A 24,712-nucleotide genomic window follows, 5' to 3' on the forward strand; every position below is an offset into this window, starting at 1 on the left:
TGCGCCAATGACGCCTTGTGAACAGGTTCTGGAGAAAAGAATGAGTTTACGACAAAAAACGATCAGCGGCGCTAAATGGTCGGCTATCGCCACGATAGTGATTATCGGTCTGGGGTTAATTCAGATGACGGTGCTGGCGCGGATCATCGACAACCACCAGTTTGGCCTGTTGACCGTCTCGCTGGTGATCATCGCGCTGGCCGACACGATCTCGGACTTTGGCATCGCGAACTCGATTATCCAGCGTAAAACGATTGGGCATCTGGAGCTGACCACGCTCTACTGGCTAAACGTTGGGCTTGGGATTGTGGTATTTGCGGTGGTCTTTTGGCTGAGCGATGCGATTGCCCATGTTTTGCATAACCCGGATCTCGCGCCGTTAATCAAAACGTTGTCGCTGGCGTTTATCGTGATCCCTCACGGGCAGCAGTTCCGCGCGCTGATGCAAAAAGAGCTGGAGTTCAATAAGATCGGCATGATCGAAACGACCTCCGTGCTGGCGGGGTTCACCTTTACGGTGATTAGCGCCCATTACTGGCCGCTGGCGTTAACCGCGATTCTCGGCTATCTGGTGAACAGCGCGGTGCGAACGCTGCTCTTTGGTTACTTTGGCCGCAAGATTTACCGTCCGGGGCTGCATTTTTCGCTGGCATCGGTGTCCACGAACCTGCGTTTTGGCGCGTGGCTGACGGCGGACAGTATCGTCAATTACATCAACACGAATTTATCGACGCTGGTACTGGCGAGAATTCTCGGCGCAAGCGTCGCCGGGGGATATAACCTCGCGTACAACGTGGCGGTTGTGCCGCCGGCGAAGCTTAACCCCATCATTACTCGCGTGCTATTTCCGGCATTCGCCAAAATCCAGGACGATACCGAGAAGCTGCGCGTCAACTTCTATAAGTTGCTTTCCGTGGTGGGAATTATCAATTTTCCCGCGCTGCTGGGTCTGATGGTAGTGGCGAACAATTTTGTGCCGTTAGTGTTTGGCGAGAAGTGGAACAGCATTATCCCGATCCTGCAATTGCTGTGCGTGGTGGGGCTGTTGCGCTCGGTCGGCAACCCGATTGGTTCGCTGCTGATGGCGAAAGCGCGCGTGGATATCAGCTTTAAATTCAACGTCTTTAAAACGTTTCTGTTTATCCCGGCAATTCTCATTGGCGGCCATCTGGCGGGGGCGATTGGCGTGACGCTGGGGTTCCTGGTGGTGCAAATCATCAACACCATTCTGAGCTATTTCGTGATGATTAAGCCGGTACTCGGCTCCAGCTATCGTCAGTATATTCTCAGCTTGTGGCTACCGTTTTATCTCTCATTGCCAACATTTATTACCAGCTACGGCGCAGGAAAGTTGGTCGACGGCTATTTACCGTTGTCGGGGGTATTCGCGCTACAGGTTATGGTCGGTATTTTGAGTTTTATTTTAATGATTATTTTTTCACGCAATGCGCTGGTGATGGAAATTAAAAATCAGCTTGTTGGCAGTGCAAAACTGAAAAAGTTATTACGTGTCGGATGACGGGGATATAAGAGGCTATTTATGAAATTATTAATTTTAGGCAACCACACATGCGGCAACCGTGGTGATAGCGCCATTATGCGCGGTTTGCTTGATGCCATCCGTCAACAGGCGCCAGAGGCGGAGATGGATGTGATGAGCCGTTTCCCGGTGAGTTCCGCCTGGTTGCAGGGGCGCCCGATTATTGCCGACCCGCTGTATCAGTTAAGCCAGAAACAGCAGGCGGCGGCAGGGCTTAACGGTCGGGTGAAAAAAGTATTACGCCGTCGTTTTCAGCATAAAATTTTATTGTCTAAAGTCGCCCAGGAAGGATCGCTGCGTAATTTTGCTATCGCGCCGGAATTTGCCGAATTCGCGCAATTTATTGCGCAGTATGACGCCGTCATTCAGGTGGGCGGTTCAAACTATGTCGACTTATACGGTTTGACTCACTTTGAATATCCGCTGTGCGCGTTTATGGCGAACAAACCAATTTATATGGTGGGACATAGCGTCGGCCCTTTCCAGAACCCTGACTTTAACCAGCTCGCCAATTATGTTTTTGGGCGCACCAGTGCGCTGATCCTGCGTGAAACCGTCAGCCGTGATCTAATGACCGCCGCGCAGATCGATACCCGGAAAGTGGAGCAGGGGGTGGATACTGCCTGGTTAGTCGAACGCCGTCACGACGAGTTTGTCGCCAGTTATGCTGTGCAGCACTGGCTGGACGTCACCGCGCGCCGCAAAACCGTCGCGATTACGTTGCGCGATCTGGAGCCGTTTGATAAACGCCTGGGCACCACTCAGCATGCCTATGAGCAGGCATTTGCCCAGGTCGTGAATCGCCTGATTGCGGACGGTTATCAGGTACTGGCGCTGTCGACCTGCACCAGTATCGATCGCTATAACCGCGATGACCGGATGGTTGCGTTACGGATGGCGAAGTATGTAAACGACTCAGAACATTTCCATATCGCGATGGACGAACTCAATGACGTGGAAATCGGAAAGATCCTCGCCTCCTGCGTACTGACCATCGGGACGCGCCTGCATTCCGCCATTATCTCCATGAATTTTGGCACACCCGCCATCGCCATTAATTATGAACATAAATCCGCCGGGATTATGCAGCAGCTAGGCCTGGCGGAATTGGCCATCGATATCCGTCACTTGCTGAACGGTTCATTACAAAGCGTGGTGGCCGATACGCTCAATCAATTGCCTGCGCTAAAGGCAAAAGTGGCTAACGCCGTTACCGAGGAGCGGGCGAAAGGGTTCACGATGATCAAATCCGTTCTCGACAGAATTCGGGAGGAACAATGAAAGTCAGCTTTTTTCTGCTGAAATTTCCACTCTCATCGGAAACCTTTGTGCTGAATCAGATTACTGCGTTTATTGATATGGGCCATGAGGTGGAGATTGTCGCGTTACAAAAAGGCGATACCCAACATACTCACGCCGCCTGGGAGAAGTATGGCCTGGCGGCGAAAACCCGCTGGTTACAGGATGAGCCTCAGGGACGGCTGGCGAAACTGCGCTACCGGGCATGTAAAACGCTGCCGGGGCTGCATCGGGCGGCGACCTGGAAAGCGCTCAATTTTACCCGCTATGGCGATGAATCACGCAATTTGATCCTTTCCACAATTTGCGCGCAGGTGAGCCAGCCTTTTGTGGCGGATGTGTTCATTGCGCACTTTGGTCCGGCGGGCGTGACGGCGGCCAAACTACGCGAACTGGGCGTGCTTCGCGGCAAAATCGCGACTATTTTCCACGGGATTGATATCTCCAGCCGCGAGGTGCTCAGGCATTACACGCCGGAGTATCAGCAGTTGTTTCGTCGTGGCGATCTGATGCTGCCCATCAGCGATCTGTGGGCCGGTCGCCTGAAAAGTATGGGCTGCCCGCCGGAAAAGATTGCCGTTTCGCGCATGGGCGTCGACATGACGCGTTTTACCCATCGTCCGGTGAAAGCGCCAGGGATGCCGCTGGAGATGATTTCCGTCGCGCGCCTGACCGAGAAAAAAGGCCTGCATGTGGCGATTGAAGCCTGTCGGCAACTGAAAGCGCAGGGCGTGGCGTTTCGCTACCGCATTCTGGGGATTGGCCCGTGGGAACGTCGGCTGCGCACGCTCATCGAGCAGTATCAGCTAGAGGATGTCATTGAGATGCCGGGGTTTAAACCGAGCCATGAAGTGAAGGCGATGCTGGATGACGCCGATGTTTTTTTGCTGCCGTCGATTACCGGTACGGATGGCGATATGGAAGGTATTCCGGTGGCGCTGATGGAGGCGATGGCGGTGGGGATTCCCGTGGTGTCTACCGTGCATAGCGGCATTCCGGAACTGGTGGAGGCCGGCAAATCCGGCTGGCTGGTGCCGGAAAACGATGCGCAGGCGCTGGCGGCCCGACTCGCTGAGTTCAGCCGGATTGACCACGACACGCTGGAGTCGGTGATCACGCGCGCCCGTGAAAAAGTGGCGCAAGATTTTAATCAGCAGGCGATTAATCGCCAGTTAGCCAGCCTGCTACAAACGATATAAACGAGGTGGTATGCCCACGACTAAATTCTCCCGACGTACCCTCCTGACGGCAGGTTCCGCGCTTGCTGTTCTTCCTTTTCTACGCGCCTTGCCGGTACAGGCGCGTGAACCTCGCCAGACCGTCAATATTAAGGATTATCCGGCGGATGACGGTATCGCCTCGTTCAAACAGGCCTTCGCCGACGGGCAGACTGTGGTCGTACCGCCAGGATGGGTGTGTGAAAATATCAATGCGGCGATAACGATTCCGGCGGGAAAAACGCTGCGGGTACAGGGCGCGGTGCGTGGGAATGGCCGGGGACGGTTTATTTTGCAGGACGGGTGTCAGGTGGTGGGGGAGCAGGGCGGCAGTCTGCACAATGTGACGCTGGATGTTCGCGGGTCGGACTGTGTGATTAAAGGCGTGACGATGAGCGGCTTTGGCCCCGTCGCGCAAATTTTCATTGGCGGTAAGGAACCGCAGGTGATGCGTAATCTCATTATCGATGACATCACCGTTACCCACGCCAACTACGCCATTCTCCGCCAGGGATTTCATAACCAAATGGACGGCGCGCGGATTACGCATAGCCGCTTTAGCGATTTGCAGGGGGACGCCATTGAGTGGAATGTCGCGATTCACGACCGCGACATCCTGATTTCCGATCATGTCATCGAACGCATTGATTGTACCAATGGCAAAATCAACTGGGGGATCGGCATCGGGCTGGCGGGTAGCACCTATGACAATAGTTATCCTGAAGACCAGGCAGTAAAAAACTTTGTGGTGGCCAATATTACCGGATCTGATTGCCGACAGCTGGTGCACGTAGAAAATGGCAAACATTTCGTCATTCGCAATGTCAAAGCCAAAAACATCACGCCAGATTTCAGTAAAAAGGCGGGTATTGATAACGCAACGATCGCAATTTATGGCTGTGATAATTTCGTCATTGATAATATTGATATGACAAATAGTGCCGGGATGCTCATCGGCTATGGCGTCGTTAAAGGCAAATACCTGTCAATTCCGCAAAACTTTAAATTAAACGCTATTCGGTTGGATAATCGCCAGGTTGCTTATAAATTACGCGGCATTCAAATTTCCTCCGGCAACACCCCCTCTTTTGTCGCCATCACCAATGTACGGATGACGCGTGCTACGCTGGAACTGCATAATCAACCGCAGCACCTCTTTCTGCGCAATATCAACGTGATGCAAACTTCAGCGATTGGCCCGGCGTTAAAAATGCATTTCGATTTGCGTAAAGATGTCCGTGGTCAATTTATGGCCCGCCAGGACACGCTGCTTTCCCTCGCTAATGTTCATGCCATCAATGAAAACGGGCAGAGTTCCGTGGATATCGACAGGATTAATCACCAAACCGTGAATGTCGAAGCGGTGAATTTTCCGCTGCCGAAGCGGGGAGGGTAAGTACCACTATTTTTACGAAAATTCCTGGGAAAAAGTTGTTCATACTTAATGTTATGGTGCCGACTAAGACGTAATGTAGAGCGTGCCATCATTATCCCTGGCAGCAGAGTAATTCATGCTGGCGAAAACAAGCTAAAGAGCTATAATTCAGCAACCATTTTACAGGTGGAAGAAACAATGATGAATTTGAAAGCAGTTATACCGGTAGCGGGTTTGGGTATGCATATGTTGCCTGCCACCAAGGCAATCCCAAAAGAGATGCTACCGATCGTCGACAAGCCAATGATTCAGTACATTGTCGATGAGATTGTGGCTGCAGGGATCAAAGAAATCGTACTGGTGACTCACGCGTCTAAAAACGCCGTTGAGAACCACTTCGACACCTCTTATGAACTTGAATCACTTCTTGAGCAGCGCGTTAAGCGTCAGCTTTTGGCGGAAGTGCAATCTATCTGCCCACCGGGCGTAACGATTATGAACGTGCGCCAGGCGCAGCCGTTAGGGCTGGGGCACTCTATTCTGTGCGCGCGTCCGGTTGTGGGCGATAACCCTTTCATTGTGGTACTCCCGGATATTATTATTGATGATGCTACCGCCGATCCGCTGCGCTATAACCTTGCGGCGATGGTGGCGCGTTTCAATGAAACGGGTCGCAGCCAGGTGCTGGCGAAACGCATGAAAGGTGATTTATCGGAGTATTCCGTTATCCAGACGAAAGAACCTCTGGATAATGAAGGCAAAGTCAGCCGGATTGTGGAGTTTATCGAAAAACCGGATCAGCCGCAGACGCTGGATTCCGATCTGATGGCGGTGGGCCGTTATGTGCTTTCAGCCGACATCTGGGCGGAACTGGAAAGAACCGAACCGGGCGCCTGGGGCCGCATCCAGCTCACCGATGCCATTGCTGAACTGGCGAAAAAACAGTCGGTTGACGCGATGCTAATGACGGGTGACAGCTATGACTGCGGTAAAAAAATGGGCTACATGCAGGCATTTGTGAAGTACGGGCTGCGCAACCTGAAAGAAGGAGCGAAGTTCCGTAAGAGCATAGAGCAGCTTTTGCATGAATAAGTATTAACAACCGTGATAAATGGTTGGTGATAAACATAATAACGGCAGTGAACATTCGAAGCGGCAAGTTGGCTGAAACGAGTGTTGACTGCCGTTTTAGTTTTGTATAAAGGGCTTAAGTAACAAGGGGTTATCTGGAGCATTTTAATGCTGATTTTATAAGATTAATCCTTGTTTCCGGATGCAATTAATAAGACAATTAGCGTTTAAGTTTTAGTGAGCTTTGCCCTGCTGGGCGAGGTTTGTAACAAGTCGATATGTACGCAGTGCACTGGTAGCTGATGAGCCAGGGGCGGTAGCGTGTGTAACGACTTGAGCAATTAATTTTTATTGGCAAATTAAATACCACATTAAATACGCCTTATGGAATAGAAAAGTGAAGATACTTATTACTGGTGGGGCAGGTTTTATTGGATCAGCTGTTGTCCGCCATATTATTAAGAATACACAGGACACTGTAGTTAATATTGATAAATTAACCTACGCCGGTAATCTTGAATCCCTTTCTGATATTTCTGAAAGTAATCGCTACAATTTTGAACACGCGGATATTTGTGATTCCGCTGAAATAACGCGTATTTTTGAGCAGTACCAGCCGGACGCGGTGATGCATTTGGCTGCGGAAAGTCATGTGGACCGTTCGATTACCGGGCCAGCAGCATTTATTGAAACCAATATCGTCGGCACCTATGTACTTCTTGAAGTTGCGCGTAAATACTGGTCTGCGCTTGGCGAAGATAAAAAAAATAATTTTCGTTTTCATCATATTTCCACTGATGAAGTTTACGGCGATTTACCGCATCCTGATGAAGTTGAAAACAGCGTTACGCTGCCGTTATTTACTGAAACGACGGCATATGCGCCAAGTAGCCCCTATTCTGCGTCAAAAGCATCCAGCGATCATTTAGTCCGTGCCTGGCGGCGTACCTATGGTCTACCAACGATCGTTACCAATTGTTCTAATAACTATGGCCCTTATCACTTCCCTGAAAAACTGATTCCGTTGGTCATTTTGAACGCACTGGAAGGAAAGCCTTTGCCAATTTATGGCAAAGGGGATCAGATTCGCGATTGGCTATATGTAGAAGATCATGCTCGCGCGCTTCATATGGTAGTGACTGAAGGCAAGGCAGGGGAGACTTATAACATTGGTGGACACAATGAGAAGAAAAATCTCGATGTGGTATTTACCATCTGTGATCTGCTGGATGAGATTGTACCCAAAGCGACTTCTTATCGTGAACAAATCACTTATGTCGCGGATCGTCCGGGCCATGATCGTCGTTATGCCATTGATGCAGGTAAAATTAGCCGCGAATTAGGCTGGAAACCGCTGGAGACCTTTGAAAGCGGTATTCGTAAAACAGTGGAATGGTACCTTGCAAATACTCAATGGGTAAACAATGTTAAAAGTGGGGCGTATCAGAGTTGGATAGAACAGAACTATGAAGGACGCCAGTAATGAATATCTTACTTTTTGGTAAGACAGGGCAAGTAGGCTGGGAGTTGCAACGTTCTCTGGCACCAGTGGGGAATCTGATTGCCTTGGATGTCCATTCAAAAGAGTTTTGCGGTGATTTTAGCAATCCGAAAGGCGTTGCCGAAACCGTTCGTAAGCTTCGTCCCGATGTGATTGTTAACGCAGCAGCCCATACTGCAGTAGATAAAGCAGAGTCTGAACCAGAACTGGCGCAGTTACTTAACGCCACCAGTGTGGAAGCCATCGCTAAAGCAGCCAACGAAACTGGCGCATGGGTAGTGCATTATTCAACCGATTATGTATTTCCTGGTACCGGCGATATCCCATGGCAGGAAACGGACGCTACGTCGCCGCTGAATGTCTATGGCAAGACCAAACTGGCGGGAGAAAAGGCCCTGCAGGATAACTGCCCTAAGCATCTTATCTTCCGCACCAGTTGGGTTTATGCAGGTAAGGGCAATAATTTCGCAAAGACAATGCTTCGTCTGGCGAAAGAGCGTCAGACACTTTCAGTCATCAACGATCAGTACGGTGCGCCAACCGGTGCGGAATTACTGGCTGACTGCACGGCTCATGCGATCCGTGTGGCGTTAAAAAAACCAGAAGTCGCAGGTCTTTACCATGTGGTTGCCGGGGGAACCACAACCTGGCATGACTACGCGGCCTTAGTCTTTGACGAGGCGCGCAAAGCAGGGATAACGCTTGCGCTGACTGAGCTTAATGCTGTGCCGACCAGCGCCTACCCGACGCCGGCGAGCAGACCTGGAAATTCGCGTCTCAATACTGAAAAGTTTCAGCGTAATTTTGGCCTTATTCTGCCGCAATGGGAATTAGGAGTTAAGCGCATGCTGACTGAAATGTTTACGACGACAACCATCTGATAAATTTAAATGCCCATCAGGGCATTTTCTATGAATGAGAAATGGAAATGAAAACGCGTAAGGGCATTATTTTAGCGGGGGGCTCCGGCACCCGTCTTTATCCGGTGACCATGGCGGTAAGTAAGCAATTGCTACCAATTTATGATAAACCGATGATTTACTATCCCCTTTCCACGCTTATGCTGGCAGGCATTCGGGATATCCTGATCATCAGTACGCCACAGGACACGCCGCGTTTTCAACAACTGCTGGGAGACGGCAGCCAGTGGGGGCTGAATCTTCAATATAAAGTACAGCCAAGCCCGGATGGCTTAGCACAGGCGTTTATTATTGGTGAAGAGTTCATTGGTAATGATGATTGTGCATTAGTACTGGGTGACAATATCTTCTATGGTCATGATTTACCAAAGTTAATGGAAGCTGCCGTTAATAAAGAAAGTGGTGCTACCGTCTTTGCTTATCATGTAAACGATCCGGAGCGCTACGGTGTGGTTGAGTTTGACCAAAGTGGCACAGCCGTTAGTCTGGAGGAAAAACCGTTACAACCGAAGAGTAATTACGCGGTAACGGGGCTGTATTTTTATGATAATAGCGTGGTGGAGATGGCGAAACATCTTAAGCCTTCCGCTCGCGGTGAGTTAGAAATCACGGATATTAACCGTATCTATATGGATCAGGGAAGATTGTCTGTCGCCATGATGGGGCGCGGTTATGCCTGGCTGGATACAGGGACGCATCAGAGTTTGATAGAGGCCAGTAATTTTATTGCAACCATCGAAGAACGCCAGGGTCTGAAAGTGTCTTGCCCGGAAGAGATCGCATTTCGTAAAAATTTTATAAATGCACAACAGGTTATAGAACTGGCCGGGCCATTATCAAAAAATGATTATGGCAAATATTTGCTGAAGATGGTGAAAGGTTTATAAGTGATGATTGTGATTAAAACAGCAATACCAGATGTCTTGATCTTAGAGCCTAAAGTTTTTGGCGATGAGAGGGGATTCTTTTTTGAAAGTTATAACCAGCAGACCTTTGAAGAGTTGATTGGACGTAAAGTTACATTTGTTCAAGATAATCATTCAAAATCCAAAAAGAACGTACTCAGAGGGCTACATTTTCAGAGAGGAGAAAATGCACAGGGGAAGTTAGTTCGTTGTGCTGTCGGTGAGGTTTTTGATGTTGCGGTCGATATCCGAAAAGAATCGCCTACTTTTGGTCAATGGGTTGGCGTAAATCTATCTGCTGAGAATAAGCGACAGCTTTGGATTCCAGAAGGTTTTGCTCATGGTTTTGTTACTCTTAGTGAGTATGCAGAGTTTCTGTACAAAGCAACTAATTATTACTCACCTTCATCGGAAGGTAGCATTTTATGGAATGATGAGACAATAGGTATTGAATGGCCTTTTTCTCAGCTGCCTGAGCTTTCAGCAAAAGATGCTGCAGCACCTTTACTGCATCAAGCCTTGTTAACAGAGTAAGCATCGTGTCCCATATTATTAAGATTTTTCCATCAAATATTGAATTTTCCGGTAGAGAGGATGAATCAATCCTCGATGCTGCGCTATCGGCTGGCATCCATCTTGAACATAGCTGCAAAGCGGGTGATTGTGGTATCTGTGAGTCCGATTTGTTGGCGGGAGAAGTTGTTGACTCCAAAGGTAATATTTTTGGACAGGGTGATAAAATACTAACCTGCTGCTGTAAACCTAAAACCGCCCTTGAGCTAAATGCGCATTTTTTTCCTGAACTAGCTGGACAGACAAAAAAAATTGTCCCATGCAAGGTAAATAGTGCTGTACTGGTTTCAGGCGATGTTATGACTTTGAAGTTACGCACACCACCAACAGCAAAAATTGGCTTCCTTCCAGGGCAGTATGTCAATTTACATTATAAAGGTGTAACTCGCAGTTATTCTATCGCTAATAGTGATGAGTCGAATGGTATTGAGTTGCATGTAAGGAATGTTCCCAATGGTCAGATGAGTTCGCTCATTTTTGGGGAGTTACAAGAAAATACTCTTATGCGCATTGAAGGGCCTTGCGGAACATTTTTTATTCGCGAAAGTGACAGACCTATAATCTTCCTTGCAGGCGGTACTGGATTCGCTCCAGTTAAATCAATGGTTGAGCATCTCATTCAGGGAAAATGTCGTCGTGAGATCTACATTTACTGGGGAATGCAAGATAGTAAAGATTTTTACTCTGCATTACCGCAGCAGTGGAGTGAACAGCATGAGAACGTTCATTATATCCCTGTTGTTTCTGGTGATGACGCCGAATGGGTGGGAAGAAAGGGATTTGTCCATCATGCCGTGATGGATGATTTTGATTCTCTAGAGTTCTTCGATATATATGCATGTGGTTCACCTGTGATGATCGATGCCAGTAAAAAGGACTTTATGATGAAAAATCTCTCTGTAGAACATTTCTATTCTGATGCATTTACCGCATCTAAATAATATTGAGGATAATTTATGAAAGCGGTCATCCTGGCTGGTGGACTTGGCACCAGACTAAGTGAAGAAACAATTGTAAAACCAAAACCGATGGTAGAAATTGGTGGCAAGCCTATTCTTTGGCACATTATGAAAATGTACTCTGTGCATGGTATCAAGGATTTTATTATCTGCTGTGGTTATAAAGGATATGTGATTAAAGAATATTTTGCGAACTACTTCCTTCACATGTCAGATGTAACATTCCATATGGCTGAAAACCGTATGGAAGTTCACCATAAACGTGTTGAACCATGGAATGTCACATTGGTTGATACGGGTGATTCTTCAATGACTGGTGGTCGTCTGAAACGTGTTGCTGAATACGTAAAAGATGACGAGGCTTTCCTGTTTACTTATGGTGATGGCGTTGCCGACCTTGATATCAAAGCGACTATCGATTTCCATAAGTCTCACGGTAAGAAAGCGACTTTAACAGCTACTTTTCCACCTGGACGCTTTGGTGCATTAGATATCCAAGCTGGTCAGGTCCGGTCATTCCAGGAAAAACCGAAAGGCGATGGGGCAATGATCAATGGTGGTTTCTTTGTGTTGAATCCATCGGTTATCGATCTCATCGATAACGATGCAACAACCTGGGAACAAGAGCCATTAATGACATTGGCACAACAGGGGGAGTTAATGGCTTTTGAACACCCAGGTTTCTGGCAGCCGATGGATACCCTACGTGATAAAGTTTACCTCGAAGGGCTGTGGGAAAAAGGTAAAGCTCCGTGGAAAACCTGGGAGTAAGTAGATGATTGATAAAAATTTTTGGCAAGGTAAACGTGTATTCGTTACCGGCCATACTGGCTTTAAAGGAAGCTGGCTTTCGCTATGGCTGACTGAAATGGGTGCAATTGTAAAAGGCTATGCACTTGATGCGCCAACTGTTCCAAGTTTATTTGAGATAGTGCGTCTTAATGATCTTATGGAATCTCATATTGGCGATATTCGTGATTTTGAAAAGCTGCGCAATTCTATTGCAGAATTTAAGCCAGAAATTGTTTTCCATATGGCAGCCCAGCCTTTAGTGCGCCTATCTTATGAACAGCCAATCGAAACATACTCAACAAATGTTATGGGTACTGTCCATTTGCTTGAAGCAGTTAAGCAAGTAGGTAACATAAAGGCAGTCGTAAATATCACCAGTGATAAGTGCTACGACAATCGTGAGTGGGTGTGGGGCTATCGTGAGAACGAACCCATGGGAGGGTACGATCCATACTCTAATAGTAAAGGTTGTGCAGAATTAGTCGCGTCTGCATTCCGGAACTCATTCTTCAATCCTGCAAATTATGAGCAACATGGCGTTGGTTTGGCGTCTGTGAGGGCTGGTAATGTCATAGGCGGAGGCGATTGGGCTAAAGACCGTTTAATTCCCGATATTCTGCGCTCATTTGAAAATAACCAGCAGGTTATTATTCGAAACCCATATTCTATCCGTCCCTGGCAGCATGTACTGGAGCCTCTTTCTGGTTACATTGTGGTGGCGCAACGCTTATATACAGAAGGTGCTAAGTTTTCTGAAGGATGGAATTTTGGCCCGCGTGATGAAGATGCGAAGACGGTCGAATTTATTGTTGACAAGATGGTCACGCTTTGGGGTGATGATTCAAGCTGGTTACTGGATGGTGAGAATCATCTTCATGAGGCACATTACCTGAAACTGGATTGCTCTAAAGCAAATATGCAATTAGGATGGCATCCGCGTTGGGGATTGACTGAAACACTTGGTCGCATCGTAAAATGGCATAAAGCATGGATTCGCGGCGAAGATATGTTGATTTGTTCAAAGCGTGAAATCAGCGACTATATGTCTGCAACTACTCGTTAAGAAAATAAGTTTAAGGAATCAAAGTAATGACAGCAAATAACCTGCGTGAGCAAATCTCTCAGCTTGTCGCTCAGTATGCGAATGAGGCATTGAGCCCGAAACCTTTTGTTGCAGGTACAAGCGTTGTGCCTCCTTCCGGGAAGGTTATTGGTGCCAAAGAGTTACAATTGATGGTTGAGGCGTCTCTTGATGGATGGCTAACTACTGGTCGTTTCAATGATGCCTTTGAGAAAAAACTTGGGGAATTTATTGGGGTTCCTCATGTTTTAACGACTACATCTGGCTCTTCGGCAAACTTGCTGGCACTGACTGCGCTGACTTCCCCAAAATTAGGCGAGCGTGCTCTCAAACCTGGTGATGAGGTTATTACTGTCGCTGCTGGCTTCCCGACTACAGTTAACCCGGCGATCCAGAATGGTTTAATACCGGTATTCGTGGATGTTGATATCCCGACATATAATATCGATGCCTCTCTCATTGAAGCTGCAGTTACTGAGAAATCAAAAGCGATAATGATCGCTCATACACTCGGTAATGCATTTAACCTGAGTGAAGTTCGTCGGATTGCCGATAAATATAACTTATGGTTGATTGAAGACTGCTGTGATGCCCTTGGGACGACTTATGAAGGCCAGATGGTAGGTACCTTTGGTGACATCGGAACCGTTAGTTTTTATCCGGCTCACCATATCACAATGGGTGAAGGCGGTGCTGTATTCACCAAGTCAGGTGAACTGAAGAAAATTATTGAGTCGTTCCGTGACTGGGGCCGGGATTGTTATTGTGCGCCAGGATGCGATAACACCTGCGGTAAACGTTTTGGTCAGCAATTGGGATCTCTTCCTCAAGGCTATGATCACAAATATACTTATTCCCACCTCGGATATAATCTCAAAATCACGGACATGCAGGCAGCATGTGGTCTGGCTCAGTTGGAGCGCGTAGAAGAGTTTGTAGAGCAGCGTAAAGCTAACTTTTCCTATCTGAAACAGGGCTTGCAATCTTGCACTGAATTCCTCGAATTACCAGAAGCAACAGAGAAATCAGACCCATCGTGGTTTGGCTTCCCTATCACCCTGAAAGAAACTAGCGGTGTTAGCCGTGTCGAACTGGTGAAATTCCTTGATGAAGCAAAAATCGGTACACGTTTACTGTTTGCTGGAAATCTGATTCGCCAACCGTATTTTGCTAATGTGAAATATCGTGTAGTGGGTGAGTTGACAAATACCGACCGTATAATGAATCAAACGTTCTGGATTGGTATTTATCCAGGCTTGACTACAGAGCATTTAGATTATGTAGTTAGCAAGTTTGAAGAGTTCTTTGGTCTGAATTTCTAATTCAATCTATTCTATCTGGTGATTGCGATGACCTTTTTGAAAGAATATGTAATTGTCAGTGGGGCTTCCGGCTTTATTGGTAAGCATTTACTCGAAGCTCTAAAAAAATCGGGGATTTCAGTTGTCGCAATCACTCGAGATGTAATAAAAAATAATAGTAATGCATTAGCTAATGTTAGATGGTGCTGTTGGGATAATATCGAATTATTAGTGGAGGAGTTATCAATTGATTCTGCATTAATTGGTATCATTCATTTGGCAACAGAATATGGGCATAAAACATCATCTCTCATAAATATTGAAGATGCAAATGTTATAAAACCATTAAAGCTTCTTGATTTGGCAATAAAATATCGGGCGGATATCTTTTTAAATACAGATAGTTTTTTTGCCAAGAAAGATTTTAATTATCAACATATGCGGCCTTATATAATTACTAAAAGACACTTTGATGAAATTGGGCATTATTATGCTAATATGCATGACATTTCATTTGTAAACATGCGATTAGAGCATGTATATGGGCCTGGGGATGGTGAAAATAAATTTATTCCATACATTATCGACTGCTTAAATAAAAAACAGAGTTGCGTGAAATGTACAACAGGCGAACAGATAAGAGACTTTATTTTTGTAGATGATGTGGTAAATGCTTATTTAACTATATTAGAAAATAGAAAAGAAGTACCTTCATATACTGAGTATCAAGTTGGAACTGGTGCTGGGGTAAGTTTGAAAGATTTTCTGGTTTATTTGCAAAATACTATGATGCCAGGTTCATCGAGTATATTTGAATTTGGTGCGATAGAGCAAAGAGATAATGAAATAATGTTCTCTGTAGCAAATAATAAAAATTTAAAAGCAATGGGCTGGAAACCAAATTTCGATTATAAAAAAGGAATTGAAGAACTACTGAAACGGTTATGAGATTTTCATGATCTTTTAATAAATAAATCGTTAACAAATTAGTCGCGTTATGTTGTAAAAACTAAGTCGTTTAATTGCATAGTGAAAGTTCAATTGTTAAAAATTCCGAGTCATTTAATTGTTGCAGGTTCATCATGGTTATCCAAAATAATAATTGCCGGGGTGCAGTTAGCAAGTATTTCATATCTTATTTCTATACTAGGTGAAGAGAAATATGCAATCTTTAGTTTGTTAACTGGTTTATTAGTATGGTGTAGCGCTGTTGATTTTGGCATAGGTACAGGACTGCAAAATTATATATCAGAATGCAGAGCCAAAAACAAAAGTTATGATGCATATATTAAATCAGCATTACATCTAAGCTTTATAGCTATTATTTTTTTTATTGCTTTATTTTATATTTTTTCTGGGGTAATTTCCGCTAAATATCTTTCTTCTTTTCATGAGATATTACAGGACAAAACCAGAATGCTCTTTTTTACCTCATGTCTGGTTTTCAGTTCTATTGGAATCGGAGCTATTGCTTATAAAATACTTTTTGCCGAATTGGTCGGGTGGAAAGCTAATCTATTAAACGCATTATCTTATATGATAGGTATGCTCGGCTTGCTATATATATACTATAGGGGGATCTCAGTTGACATAAAATTATCACTAATAGTCCTGTATCTTCCAGTGGGTATGATTTCATTGTGCTATATTGTATATAGATACATAAAGCTTTATCATGTTAAAACAACAAAATCTCATTATATAGAAATTTTACGTAGATCTTCAGGTTTTTTTCTTTTTACTTTATTATCGATAGTGGTGCTTCAAACAGATTATATGGTCATTTCTCAAAGGCTAACTCCTGCTGATATTGTCCAATATACAGTAACGATGAAAATTTTTGGTTTAGTCTTTTTTATTTATACTGCTATTTTGCAAGCATTATGGCCTATATGTGCTGAATTGAGAGTCAAACAGCAATGGAAAAAACTTAACAAAATGATAGGTGTCAATATTTTGCTTGGCTCACTATATGTTGTTGGATGTACAATATTTATTTATTTATTTAAAGAACAGATATTTTCAGTAATAGCCAAAGATATTAATTATCAAGTTTCTATTTTATCTTTTATGTTAATTGGCATATATTTCTGTATTCGCGTTTGGTGTGACACTTATGCAATGTTATTGCAAAGTATGAATTATTTAAAAATACTTTGGATATTAGTACCACTACAAGCAATAATTGGTGGAATAGCACAATGGTATTTTTCTAGTACGCTTGGAATCAGTGGAGTGCTGCTTGGCTTGATTATATCTTTTGCTTTAACTGTTTTTTGGGGGCTTCCACTAACTTACTTAATTAAGGCAAATAAGGGATAATCATATGCTTATATCATTTTGTATTCCAACTTATAATAGAAAAGAATATCTTGAAGAGTTGTTGAATAGTATAAATAATCAGGAAAAATTTAATTTAGATATTGAGATATGTATATCAGATAATGCCTCTACTGATGGTACAGAGGAAATGATTGATGTTTGGAGGAACAATTATAATTTCCCAATAATATATCGGCGTAATAGCGTTAACCTTGGGCCAGATAGGAATTTTCTTGCTTCAGTATCCCTTGCGAATGGGGATTATTGTTGGATATTTGGCAGTGATGATGCTCTTGCGAAAGACTCGTTAGCGATATTACAAACTTATCTCGATTCTCAAGCAGATATATATTTATGTGACAGAAAAGAGACCGGGTGTGATTTAGTTGAGATTAGAAATCCTCATCGTTCCTGGCTCAGAACAGATGATGAGCTTTATGTGTTTAATAATAATTTAGATAGGGAAATCTATCTCAGTAGATGCTTATCTATTGGTGGTGTATTTAGCTATCTAAGTTCTTTAATAGTAAAAAAAGAACGATGGGATGCCATTGATTTTGATGCGTCCTATATTGGCACTTCCTATCCTCATGTATTTATCATGATGAGCGTATTTAATACGCCTGGGTGCCTTTTGCATTATATATCAAAACCACTCGTAATATGCCGAGGAGATAATGATAGTTTCGAGAAGAAAGGAAAGGCCAGGCGAATATTAATTGATTTTATTGCATATTTAAAATTAGCTAATGATTTTTACAGTAAAAATATATCTTTAAAACGAGCATTTGAAAATGTTTTGCTAAAAGAGAGACCATGGTTATATACAACTTTGGCTATGGCATGTTATGGCAATAGTGATGAAAAAAGAGATTTATCTGAATTTTATGCAAAGCTAGGTTGTAATAAAAATATGATCAATACTGTACTTCGATTTGGGAAACTAGCATATGCAGTGAAAAATATTACCGTGCTTAAGAATTTTACTAAACGGATAATTAAGTAGTAGTAAGTTATTATATTGAGATTAAATGTAGATTTAACCTTTCTGGATTCAGCTAGATTTACGTTACTGACTTTTCTTTTTAATGAAAAATCATATTTGATATATATAAATAAATTTGGATAGCTTAACTACTTAGATGTTTTTTCGGGGAATGTTAGTATAATAATATATTTTCCTTATGATTATTTTGTGGCGTTTTACTGCCGGTATTACATTAACTCTATTATTAAGAATTACACCTAGTGTAAACTTCGTAATATTATTTATCCTTATGATTATTGCTTTAAAGATGCGTATGGAAAAACGGAGAGCTATTCAATGATCGTAAACCTATCACGTTTAGGTAAAAGTGGTACGGGAATGTGGCAATACTCGATTAAATTTTTAACGGCACTGCGAGAAATAGCTGATGTTGACGCAATAATCTGTAGCAAGGTACACGCTGATTATTTTGAAAAGCTCGGTTATGCAGTAGTTACTGTTCCGAATATTGTTAGCAACACATCAAAAACATCGCGACTTAGACCATTAGTATGGTATGTATATAGTTACTGGCTTGCGCTGAGGGTTTTAATTAAGTTTGGTAATAAAAAATTGGTGTGTACTACGCATCACACTATCCCCTTACTGAGAAACCAAACGATAACCGTACATGATATAAGACCTTTTTATTATCCAGATAGTTTTATTCAGAAAGTGTATTTTCGCTTTTTATTAAAAATGTCCGTTAAGCGATGTAAGCATATTTTAACGGTATCTTATACCGTTAAAGATAGCATTGCTAAAACTTATAATGTAGATAGTGAGAAAATATCAGTAATTTATAACAGCGTTAATAAATCTGATTTTATACAAAAAAAAGAAAAAGAGAATTACTTTTTAGCTGTTGGAGCAAGTTGGCCACATAAAAATATTCATTCATTCATAAAAAATAAAAAAGTTTGGTCTGACTCTTATAATTTAATTATTGTATGTGGTCGTACTGACTATGCAATGTCTCTCCAACAAATGGTCGTTGATCTGAAACTAACAGATAAAGTGACTTTTTTACATGAAGTCTCATTTAATGAATTAAAAGTTTTATATTCTAAAGCCTACGCGCTTGTTTATCCATCTATTGATGAGGGTTTTGGTATACCTCCTATTGAAGCGATGGCATCAAATACTCCAGTTATAGTGTCCGATATACCAGTATTTCATGAAGTGTTAACCAATGGTGCATTATATGTGAATCCGGATGATGAAAAAAGCTGGCAGAGTGCAATTAAAAATATAGAGCAGTTGCCTGATGCAATTTCTCGATTTAACAACTATGTCGCACGGTATGACTTTGATAATATGAAGCAGATGGTTGGCAATTGGTTGGCGGAATCAAAATAAATGAAAATAACATTAATTATTCCCACATATAATGCAGGGTCGCTTTGGCCTAATGTTCTGGATGCGATTAAGCAGCAAACTATATATCCGGATAAATTGATTGTTATAGACTCAGGTTCTAAAGATGAAACGGTTCCGTTAGCCTCAGACCTGAAAAATATATCAATATTTAATATTGACTCTAAAGATTTTAATCATGGAGGAACCAGGAATTTAGCAGTTGCAAAAACTCTGGACGCTGATGTTATAATTTTTCTAACGCAAGATGCAATTCTTGCGGATTCGGATGCAATTAAAAATTTAGTTTATTATTTTTCAGATCCATTGATAGCAGCGGTTTGTGGTAGACAACTTCCTCATAAAGATGCTAATCCTCTTGCAGTGCATGCCAGAAAATTTAATTATAGTTCAAAATCTATTGTTAAAAGTAAGGCAGATATAGAAAAATTGGGTATTAAAACTGTATTTATGTCCAATTCTTTTGCTGCCTATCGGCGTTCCGTTTTTGAAGAGTTAAGTGGGTTTCCTGAACATACAATTCTTGCCGAGGATATGTTTATGGCGGCTAAGATGATTCAGGCGGGTTATAAGGTCGCCTACTGCGCTGAAGCGGTGGTAAGACACTCCCATAATTATACCCCGCGAGAAGAGTTTCAACGATATTTTGATACTGGTGTATTTCATGCTTGTTCTCCGTGGATTCAGCGTGACTTTGGCGGAGCCGGTGGTGAGGGTTTCCGCTTCGTAAAATCAGAGATTCAATTCCTGCTTAAAAATGCACCGTTCTGGATTCCAAGAGCGTTATTAACAACTTTTGCTAAATTCCTGGGTTACAAATTAGGCAAGCATTGGCAATCTTTACCGTTGTCTACATGTCGCTATTTTAGCATGTACAAGAGTTATTGGAATAATATCCAGTGTTCTTCGTCAAAAGAGATAAAATAAATGTCTGTTCTTCCCGTAATTATGGCTGGCGGCACAGGTAGCCGTTTATGGCCGCTTTCACGCGAATATCATCCGAAGCAGTTTCTAAGCGTTGAAGGTAAACTATCAATGCTGCAAAATACTATAAAGCGATTAGCTTCACTTTCTACAGAAGAACCCGTTGTCATTTGCAATGACAGACACCGTTTCTTAGTCGCTGAACAACTCCGTGAAATTGACAAGTTAGCAAATAATATTATTCTCGAGCCGGTAGGCCGTAATACTGCACCAGCGATCGCTCTTGCCGCGTTTTGTGCGCTCCAGAATGCTGATAATGTTGATCCTCTTTTGTTGGTTCTTGCTGCAGATCATGTGATCCAGGATGATATAGCTTTTACGAAAGCTGTCAGACGTGCTGAAGAATACGCCGCAAATGGTAAGCTTGTAACTTTTGGTATTGTTCCAACGCATGCTGAAACAGGTTATGGATATATTCGTCGGGGTGAGTTGATAGGAAATGACGCTTATGCAGTGGCTGAATTTGTGGAGAAACCGGATATCGATACCGCCGGTGACTATTTCAAATCAGGGAAATATTACTGGAATAGCGGTATGTTTTTATTTCGTGCAAGCTCTTATTTAAACGAATTAAAGTATTTATCACCTGAAATTTATAAAGCTTGTGAAAAGGCGGTAGGTCATATAAATCCCGATCTTGATTTTATTCGTATTGATAAAGAAGAGTTTATGTCATGCCCGAGTGATTCTATCGATTATGCAGTTATGGAGCACACACAGCATGCCGTGGTGATACCAATGAGCGCTGGCTGGTCGGATGTGGGATCCTGGTCCTCACTTTGGGATATATCGAATAAAGATCATCAGAGAAATGTTTTAAAAGGAGATATCTTCGCACATGCTTGTAATGATAATTACATTTATTCCGAAGATATGTTTATAAGTGCGATTGGTGTAAGCAATCTTGTCATTGTTCAAACAACAGACGCTTTACTGGTGGCTAATAAAGATACAGTACAAGATGTTAAAAAAATTGTCGATTATTTAAAACGGAATGATAGGAACGAATATAAACAACATCAAGAAGTTTTCCGCCCCTGGGGAAAATATAATGTGATTGATAGCGGCAAAAATTACCTCGTTAGATGTATCACTGTTAAGCCGGGTGAGAAATTTGTGGCGCAGATGCATCACCACCGGGCTGAGCATTGGATAGTATTATCCGGGACTGCTCGTGTTACAAAGGGTGAGCAGATTTATATGGTTTCTGAAAATGAATCAACATTTATTCCTCCGGATACTATTCACGCGCTGGAAAATCCCGGAATGATCCCCCTGAAGTTAATTGAGATTCAATCAGGTACCTATCTTGGTGAGGATGATATTATTCGTTTAGAACAACGTTCTGGATTTTCGAAGGAGTGGACTAATGAACGTAGTTAATAATAGCCGTGATGTTATTCATTCATCAGGTATTGTGTTTGGAACGAGTGGGGCTCGCGGTCTTGTAAAAGATTTTACACCTCAGGTATGTGCTGCTTTTACGGTTTCATTTGTTGCCGTTATGCAGGAACATTTTTCCTTTGATACCGTAGCATTGGCAATAGATAATCGTCCAAGTAGTTATGGGATGGCTCAGGCGTGTGCTGCTGCATTGGCGGATAAAGGCGTTAACTGTATTTTTTATGGAGTGGTACCAACCCCAGCTTTGGCCTTTCAGTCTATGTCTGACAATATGCCTGCGATAATGGTTACGGGAAGTCATATTCCATTCGAGCGGAACGGCCTCAAGTTCTATCGTCCCGATGGTGAAATCACGAAACATGATGAGGCTGCGATCCTTAGTGTTGAAGATACGTGTAGCCATTTAGAGCTTAAAGAACTCATAGTTTCAGAAATGGCTGCTGTTAATTATATATCTCGTTATACATCTTTATTTTCTACTCCATTCCTGAAAAATAAGCGTATTGGTATTTACGAACATTCAAGCGCTGGGCGTGATCTTTATAAGCCTTTATTTATTGCATTGGGGGCTGAAGTTATTAGCTTGGGTAGAAGCGATAACTTTGTACCTATAGATACAGAGGCTGTAAGCAAAGAGGATCGGGAAAAAGCACGCTCATGGGCTAAAGAGTTCGATTTAGATGCCATATTCTCAACAGATGGGGATGGTGATCGCCCTCTTATTGCTGATGAGGCAGGCGAGTGGTTGAGAGGCGATGTATTAGGTCTATTATGTTCACTTGCATTGGATGCAGAAGCCGCCGCTATTCCTGTTAGTTGTAATAGCATAATTTCTTCTGGCCGCTTTTTTAAACATGTTAAGCTTACGAAAATTGGATCGCCTTATGTTATCGAAGCTTTTAATGAATTATCGCGGAGTTATAGTCGTATTGTCGGCTTTGAAGCCAATGGTGGTTTTTTATTAGGAAGCGACATCTGTATTAACGAGCAGAATCTTCATGCCTTACCAACTCGTGATGCTGTATTACCAGCAATAATGCTGCTTTACAAAAGTAGGAATACCAGCATTAGCGCTTTAGTCAATGAACTCCCAACTCGTTACACCCATTCTGACAGATTGCAGGGGATTACGACTGATAAAAGTCAATCCTTAATTAGTATGGGCAGAGAAAATCTGAGCAACCTCTTAAGCTATATTGGCTTGGAGAATGAAGGTGCAATTTCTACAGATATGACAGATGGTATGCGAATTACCTTACGTGATGGATGTATTGTGCATTTGCGCGCTTCTGGTAATGCACCTGAGTTACGCTGCTATGCAGAAGCTAATTTATTAAATAGAGCTCAGGAACTTGTAAATACAACGCTTGCTAGTATTAAAAAACGATGCTTGCCGTAAAAGAATTGAATGTTATTTACTTAATATGCCTATTTTATTTACATTATGCACGGTCAGAGGGTGAGGATTAAATGGATAATATTGATAATAAGTATAATCCACAGCTATGTAAAATTTTTTTGGCTATATCGGATTTGATTTTTTTTAATTTAGCCTTATGGTTTTCATTAGGATGTGTCTATTTTATTTTTGATCAAGTACAGCGATTTATTCCTCAAGACCAATTAGATACAAGAGTTATTACACATTTTATTTTGTCAGTAGTATGTGTCGGTTGGTTTTGGATTCGTTTGCGACATTATACATACCGCAAGCCATTTTGGTATGAGTTAAAAGAAATTTTTCGTACGATCGTTATTTTTGCTATATTTGATTTGGCTCTGATAGCGTTTACAAAATGGCAGTTTTCACGCTATGTCTGGGTGTTTTGTTGGACTTTTGCTATAATCCTGGTGCCTTTTTTTCGCGCACTTACAAAGCATTTATTGAACAAGCTAGGTATCTGGAAGAAAAAAACTATCATCCTGGGGAGCGGACAGAATGCTCGTGGTGCATATTCTGCGCTGCAAAGTGAGGAGATGATGGGGTTTGATGTTATCGCTTTTTTTGATACGGATGCGTCAGATGCTGAAATAAATATGTTGCCGGTGATAAAGGATACTGAGATTATTTGGGATTTAAATCGTACAGGTGATGTCCATTATATCCTTGCTTATGAATACACCGAGTTGGAGAAAACACATTTTTGGCTACGTGAACTTTCAAAACATCATTGTCGTTCTGTTACTGTAGTCCCCTCGTTTAGAGGATTGCCATTATATAATACTGATATGTCTTTTATCTTTAGCCATGAAGTTATGTTATTAAGGATACAAAATAACTTGGCTAAAAGGTCGTCCCGTTTTCTCAAACGGACATTTGATATTGTTTGTTCAATAATGATTCTTATAATTGCATCACCACTTATGATTTATCTGTGGTATAAAGTTACTCGAGATGGTGGTCCGGCTATTTATGGTCATCAGCGAGTAGGTCGGCATGGAAAACTTTTTCCATGCTACAAATTTCGTTCTATGGTTATGAATTCTCAAGAGGTACTAAAAGAACTTTTGGCTAACGATCCTATTGCCAGGGCTGAATGGGAAAAAGATTTTAAACTGAAAAATGATCCTCGAATCACAGCTGTAGGTCGATTTATACGTAAAACTAGCCTTGATGAGTTGCCACAACTTTTTAATGTACTAAAAGGTGATATGAGCCTGGTTGGGCCACGACCTATCGTTTCGGATGAACTGGAGCGTTATTGTGATGATGTTGATTATTATTTGATGGCAAAGCCGGGCATGACAGGTCTATGGCAAGTGAGTGGGCGTAATGATGTTGATTATGACACCCGTGTTTATTTTGATTCCTGGTATGTTAAAAACTGGACGCTTTGGAATGATATTGCCATTCTGTTTAAAACAGCGAAAGTTGTTTTACGGCGAGATGGTGCGTATTAAGCTTAACGAGAAGTACTGAATAATAATTGTATAAAATAGCCTGCGTAAAATCTGAACACATCAATCGCTACCTTAATATCATACCTTTGAGTTAACATACTATTCACCTTTAACCTGCCATGACCGTTTGTGGCAGGGTTTCCACACCTGACAGGAGTATGTA

The 24,712-nt window shown here is 42.8% G+C and carries 20 protein-coding genes and 1 pseudogene; all 21 read left to right on the forward strand.

Annotation, left to right across the window (positions count from 1 at the left end; genetic code table 11):
- Window positions 1-40 precede the first annotated feature (40 nt).
- The 21 genes and pseudogenes from wzxC (at window position 41) to ACLJPE_RS00765 (ending at window position 24,549) form a co-directional block, all read left to right on the forward strand.
- A complete protein-coding gene (gene wzxC, locus ACLJPE_RS00665; protein ID WP_000058681.1) occupies window positions 41-1,519 on the forward strand; it encodes a colanic acid undecaprenyl disphosphate flippase WzxC in 1,479 nt (492 codons plus the stop codon).
- A 21-nt stretch (window positions 1,520-1,540) separates the two neighbouring features.
- Window positions 1,541-2,821 carry a colanic acid biosynthesis pyruvyl transferase WcaK gene (gene wcaK, locus ACLJPE_RS00670; RefSeq protein ID WP_039513985.1) on the forward strand — a complete coding sequence of 427 codons (1,281 nt, stop codon included), beginning with the start codon at window positions 1,541-1,543 and terminating at the stop codon, window positions 2,819-2,821.
- Window positions 2,818-4,038: a colanic acid biosynthesis glycosyltransferase WcaL gene (gene wcaL, locus ACLJPE_RS00675; RefSeq protein ID WP_039513987.1), complete on the forward strand. Its 1,221-nt coding sequence runs from the start codon at window positions 2,818-2,820 to the stop codon at window positions 4,036-4,038. Before wcaK ends, wcaL begins: the two co-directional genes overlap by 4 nt.
- Before the next feature lie 10 nt (window positions 4,039-4,048).
- Window positions 4,049-5,452 (forward strand): colanic acid biosynthesis protein WcaM, encoded by a 1,404-nt coding sequence (gene wcaM, locus ACLJPE_RS00680; protein ID WP_039513990.1) that lies wholly within the window; start codon window positions 4,049-4,051, stop codon window positions 5,450-5,452.
- A gap of 177 nt (window positions 5,453-5,629) precedes the next feature.
- A complete protein-coding gene (gene galF, locus ACLJPE_RS00685; protein ID WP_000981469.1) occupies window positions 5,630-6,523 on the forward strand; it encodes a GalU regulator GalF in 894 nt (297 codons plus the stop codon).
- 376 nt (window positions 6,524-6,899) lie between these two features.
- Window positions 6,900-7,985, forward strand: a complete 1,086-nt coding sequence (rfbB, locus tag ACLJPE_RS00690) for a dTDP-glucose 4,6-dehydratase (protein ID WP_000697846.1) — start codon at window positions 6,900-6,902, stop codon at window positions 7,983-7,985.
- A complete protein-coding gene (gene rfbD / locus ACLJPE_RS00695) occupies window positions 7,985-8,884 on the forward strand; it encodes a dTDP-4-dehydrorhamnose reductase (RefSeq protein WP_015405858.1) in 900 nt (299 codons plus the stop codon). Before rfbB ends, rfbD begins: the two co-directional genes overlap by 1 nt.
- A gap of 47 nt (window positions 8,885-8,931) precedes the next feature.
- On the forward strand, window positions 8,932-9,810 hold the full coding sequence (gene rfbA, locus ACLJPE_RS00700; protein ID WP_015405859.1) for a glucose-1-phosphate thymidylyltransferase RfbA: 879 nt from the start codon (window positions 8,932-8,934) through the stop codon (window positions 9,808-9,810).
- A complete protein-coding gene (gene rfbC / locus ACLJPE_RS00705) occupies window positions 9,811-10,362 on the forward strand; it encodes a dTDP-4-dehydrorhamnose 3,5-epimerase (protein ID WP_000973709.1) in 552 nt (183 codons plus the stop codon). It begins immediately after the preceding gene.
- A gap of 5 nt (window positions 10,363-10,367) precedes the next feature.
- Window positions 10,368-11,361, forward strand: a pseudogene (locus ACLJPE_RS00710) (CDP-6-deoxy-delta-3,4-glucoseen reductase).
- Window positions 11,358-12,131 carry a glucose-1-phosphate cytidylyltransferase gene (gene rfbF, locus ACLJPE_RS00715; RefSeq protein ID WP_000648785.1) on the forward strand — a complete coding sequence of 258 codons (774 nt, stop codon included), beginning with the start codon at window positions 11,358-11,360 and terminating at the stop codon, window positions 12,129-12,131. The pseudogene ACLJPE_RS00710 and the gene rfbF overlap by 4 nt, the downstream one beginning before the upstream one ends.
- A gap of 4 nt (window positions 12,132-12,135) precedes the next feature.
- Entirely contained in the window at window positions 12,136-13,215 is a 1,080-nt protein-coding gene (rfbG, locus tag ACLJPE_RS00720) for a CDP-glucose 4,6-dehydratase (RefSeq protein WP_023233204.1), read from the forward strand.
- Window positions 13,216-13,241: 26 nt separating this feature from the next.
- Window positions 13,242-14,555, forward strand: coding sequence for a lipopolysaccharide biosynthesis protein RfbH (gene rfbH / locus ACLJPE_RS00725; protein WP_023233205.1), 1,314 nt, complete (start codon window positions 13,242-13,244; stop codon window positions 14,553-14,555).
- Window positions 14,556-14,582: 27 nt separating this feature from the next.
- Window positions 14,583-15,482, forward strand: a complete 900-nt coding sequence (gene rfbJ / locus ACLJPE_RS00730) for a CDP-abequose synthase (protein WP_023233206.1) — start codon at window positions 14,583-14,585, stop codon at window positions 15,480-15,482.
- A gap of 81 nt (window positions 15,483-15,563) precedes the next feature.
- Window positions 15,564-16,856 (forward strand): MATE family efflux transporter, encoded by a 1,293-nt coding sequence (locus ACLJPE_RS00735; protein WP_024148572.1) that lies wholly within the window; start codon window positions 15,564-15,566, stop codon window positions 16,854-16,856.
- Between the two features lie 4 nt (window positions 16,857-16,860).
- Window positions 16,861-17,862: an abequosyltransferase RfbV gene (rfbV, locus tag ACLJPE_RS00740; RefSeq protein ID WP_000908622.1), complete on the forward strand. Its 1,002-nt coding sequence runs from the start codon at window positions 16,861-16,863 to the stop codon at window positions 17,860-17,862.
- Between the two features lie 318 nt (window positions 17,863-18,180).
- On the forward strand, window positions 18,181-19,242 hold the full coding sequence (locus tag ACLJPE_RS00745) for a glycosyltransferase family 4 protein (protein ID WP_001528395.1): 1,062 nt from the start codon (window positions 18,181-18,183) through the stop codon (window positions 19,240-19,242).
- Window positions 19,243-20,187 (forward strand): O antigen biosynthesis rhamnosyltransferase RfbN, encoded by a 945-nt coding sequence (gene rfbN / locus ACLJPE_RS00750; RefSeq protein ID WP_023233208.1) that lies wholly within the window; start codon window positions 19,243-19,245, stop codon window positions 20,185-20,187. It abuts the gene before it with no gap.
- Window positions 20,188-21,627 carry a mannose-1-phosphate guanylyltransferase/mannose-6-phosphate isomerase gene (locus ACLJPE_RS00755; protein ID WP_001528486.1) on the forward strand — a complete coding sequence of 480 codons (1,440 nt, stop codon included), beginning with the start codon at window positions 20,188-20,190 and terminating at the stop codon, window positions 21,625-21,627. It begins immediately after the preceding gene.
- Window positions 21,614-23,047 carry an O-antigen biosynthesis phosphomannomutase RfbK gene (rfbK, locus tag ACLJPE_RS00760; protein ID WP_023233209.1) on the forward strand — a complete coding sequence of 478 codons (1,434 nt, stop codon included), beginning with the start codon at window positions 21,614-21,616 and terminating at the stop codon, window positions 23,045-23,047. The genes ACLJPE_RS00755 and rfbK overlap by 14 nt, the downstream gene beginning before the upstream one ends.
- Before the next feature lie 71 nt (window positions 23,048-23,118).
- Window positions 23,119-24,549: an undecaprenyl-phosphate galactose phosphotransferase gene (locus tag ACLJPE_RS00765; RefSeq protein ID WP_000368703.1), complete on the forward strand. Its 1,431-nt coding sequence runs from the start codon at window positions 23,119-23,121 to the stop codon at window positions 24,547-24,549.
- Window positions 24,550-24,712: the final 163 nt, after the last annotated feature.

The sequence above is a fragment of the Salmonella sp. SAL04196 genome, from assembly GCF_046550835.1.
Taxonomy (GTDB): Bacteria; Pseudomonadota; Gammaproteobacteria; order Enterobacterales; family Enterobacteriaceae; genus Salmonella; species Salmonella enterica.

Excerpts from the sequence above, each read along its gene's own strand:
- ACLJPE_RS00745 (WP_001528395.1), top strand. The coding sequence starts at position 18,181 with ATGATCGTAAACCTATCACGTTTAGGTAAAAGTGGTACGGGAATGTGG.
- galF (WP_000981469.1), top strand. The coding sequence starts at position 5,630 with ATGATGAATTTGAAAGCAGTTATACCGGTAGCGGGTTTGGGTATGCAT.
- rfbH (WP_023233205.1), top strand. The coding sequence starts at position 13,242 with ATGACAGCAAATAACCTGCGTGAGCAAATCTCTCAGCTTGTCGCTCAG.
- rfbV (WP_000908622.1), top strand. The coding sequence starts at position 16,861 with ATGCTTATATCATTTTGTATTCCAACTTATAATAGAAAAGAATATCTT.
- rfbF (WP_000648785.1), top strand. The coding sequence starts at position 11,358 with ATGAAAGCGGTCATCCTGGCTGGTGGACTTGGCACCAGACTAAGTGAA.
- ACLJPE_RS00755 (WP_001528486.1), top strand. The coding sequence starts at position 20,188 with ATGTCTGTTCTTCCCGTAATTATGGCTGGCGGCACAGGTAGCCGTTTA.
- rfbJ (WP_023233206.1), top strand. The coding sequence starts at position 14,583 with ATGACCTTTTTGAAAGAATATGTAATTGTCAGTGGGGCTTCCGGCTTT.
- rfbK (WP_023233209.1), top strand. The coding sequence starts at position 21,614 with ATGAACGTAGTTAATAATAGCCGTGATGTTATTCATTCATCAGGTATT.
- wcaL (WP_039513987.1), top strand. The coding sequence starts at position 2,818 with ATGAAAGTCAGCTTTTTTCTGCTGAAATTTCCACTCTCATCGGAAACC.
- wzxC (WP_000058681.1), top strand. The coding sequence starts at position 41 with ATGAGTTTACGACAAAAAACGATCAGCGGCGCTAAATGGTCGGCTATC.
- ACLJPE_RS00765 (WP_000368703.1), top strand. The coding sequence starts at position 23,119 with ATGGATAATATTGATAATAAGTATAATCCACAGCTATGTAAAATTTTT.
- rfbA (WP_015405859.1), top strand. The coding sequence starts at position 8,932 with ATGAAAACGCGTAAGGGCATTATTTTAGCGGGGGGCTCCGGCACCCGT.
- rfbG (WP_023233204.1), top strand. The coding sequence starts at position 12,136 with ATGATTGATAAAAATTTTTGGCAAGGTAAACGTGTATTCGTTACCGGC.
- rfbN (WP_023233208.1), top strand. The coding sequence starts at position 19,243 with ATGAAAATAACATTAATTATTCCCACATATAATGCAGGGTCGCTTTGG.
- wcaK (WP_039513985.1), top strand. The coding sequence starts at position 1,541 with ATGAAATTATTAATTTTAGGCAACCACACATGCGGCAACCGTGGTGAT.
- rfbD (WP_015405858.1), top strand. The coding sequence starts at position 7,985 with ATGAATATCTTACTTTTTGGTAAGACAGGGCAAGTAGGCTGGGAGTTG.
- wcaM (WP_039513990.1), top strand. The coding sequence starts at position 4,049 with ATGCCCACGACTAAATTCTCCCGACGTACCCTCCTGACGGCAGGTTCC.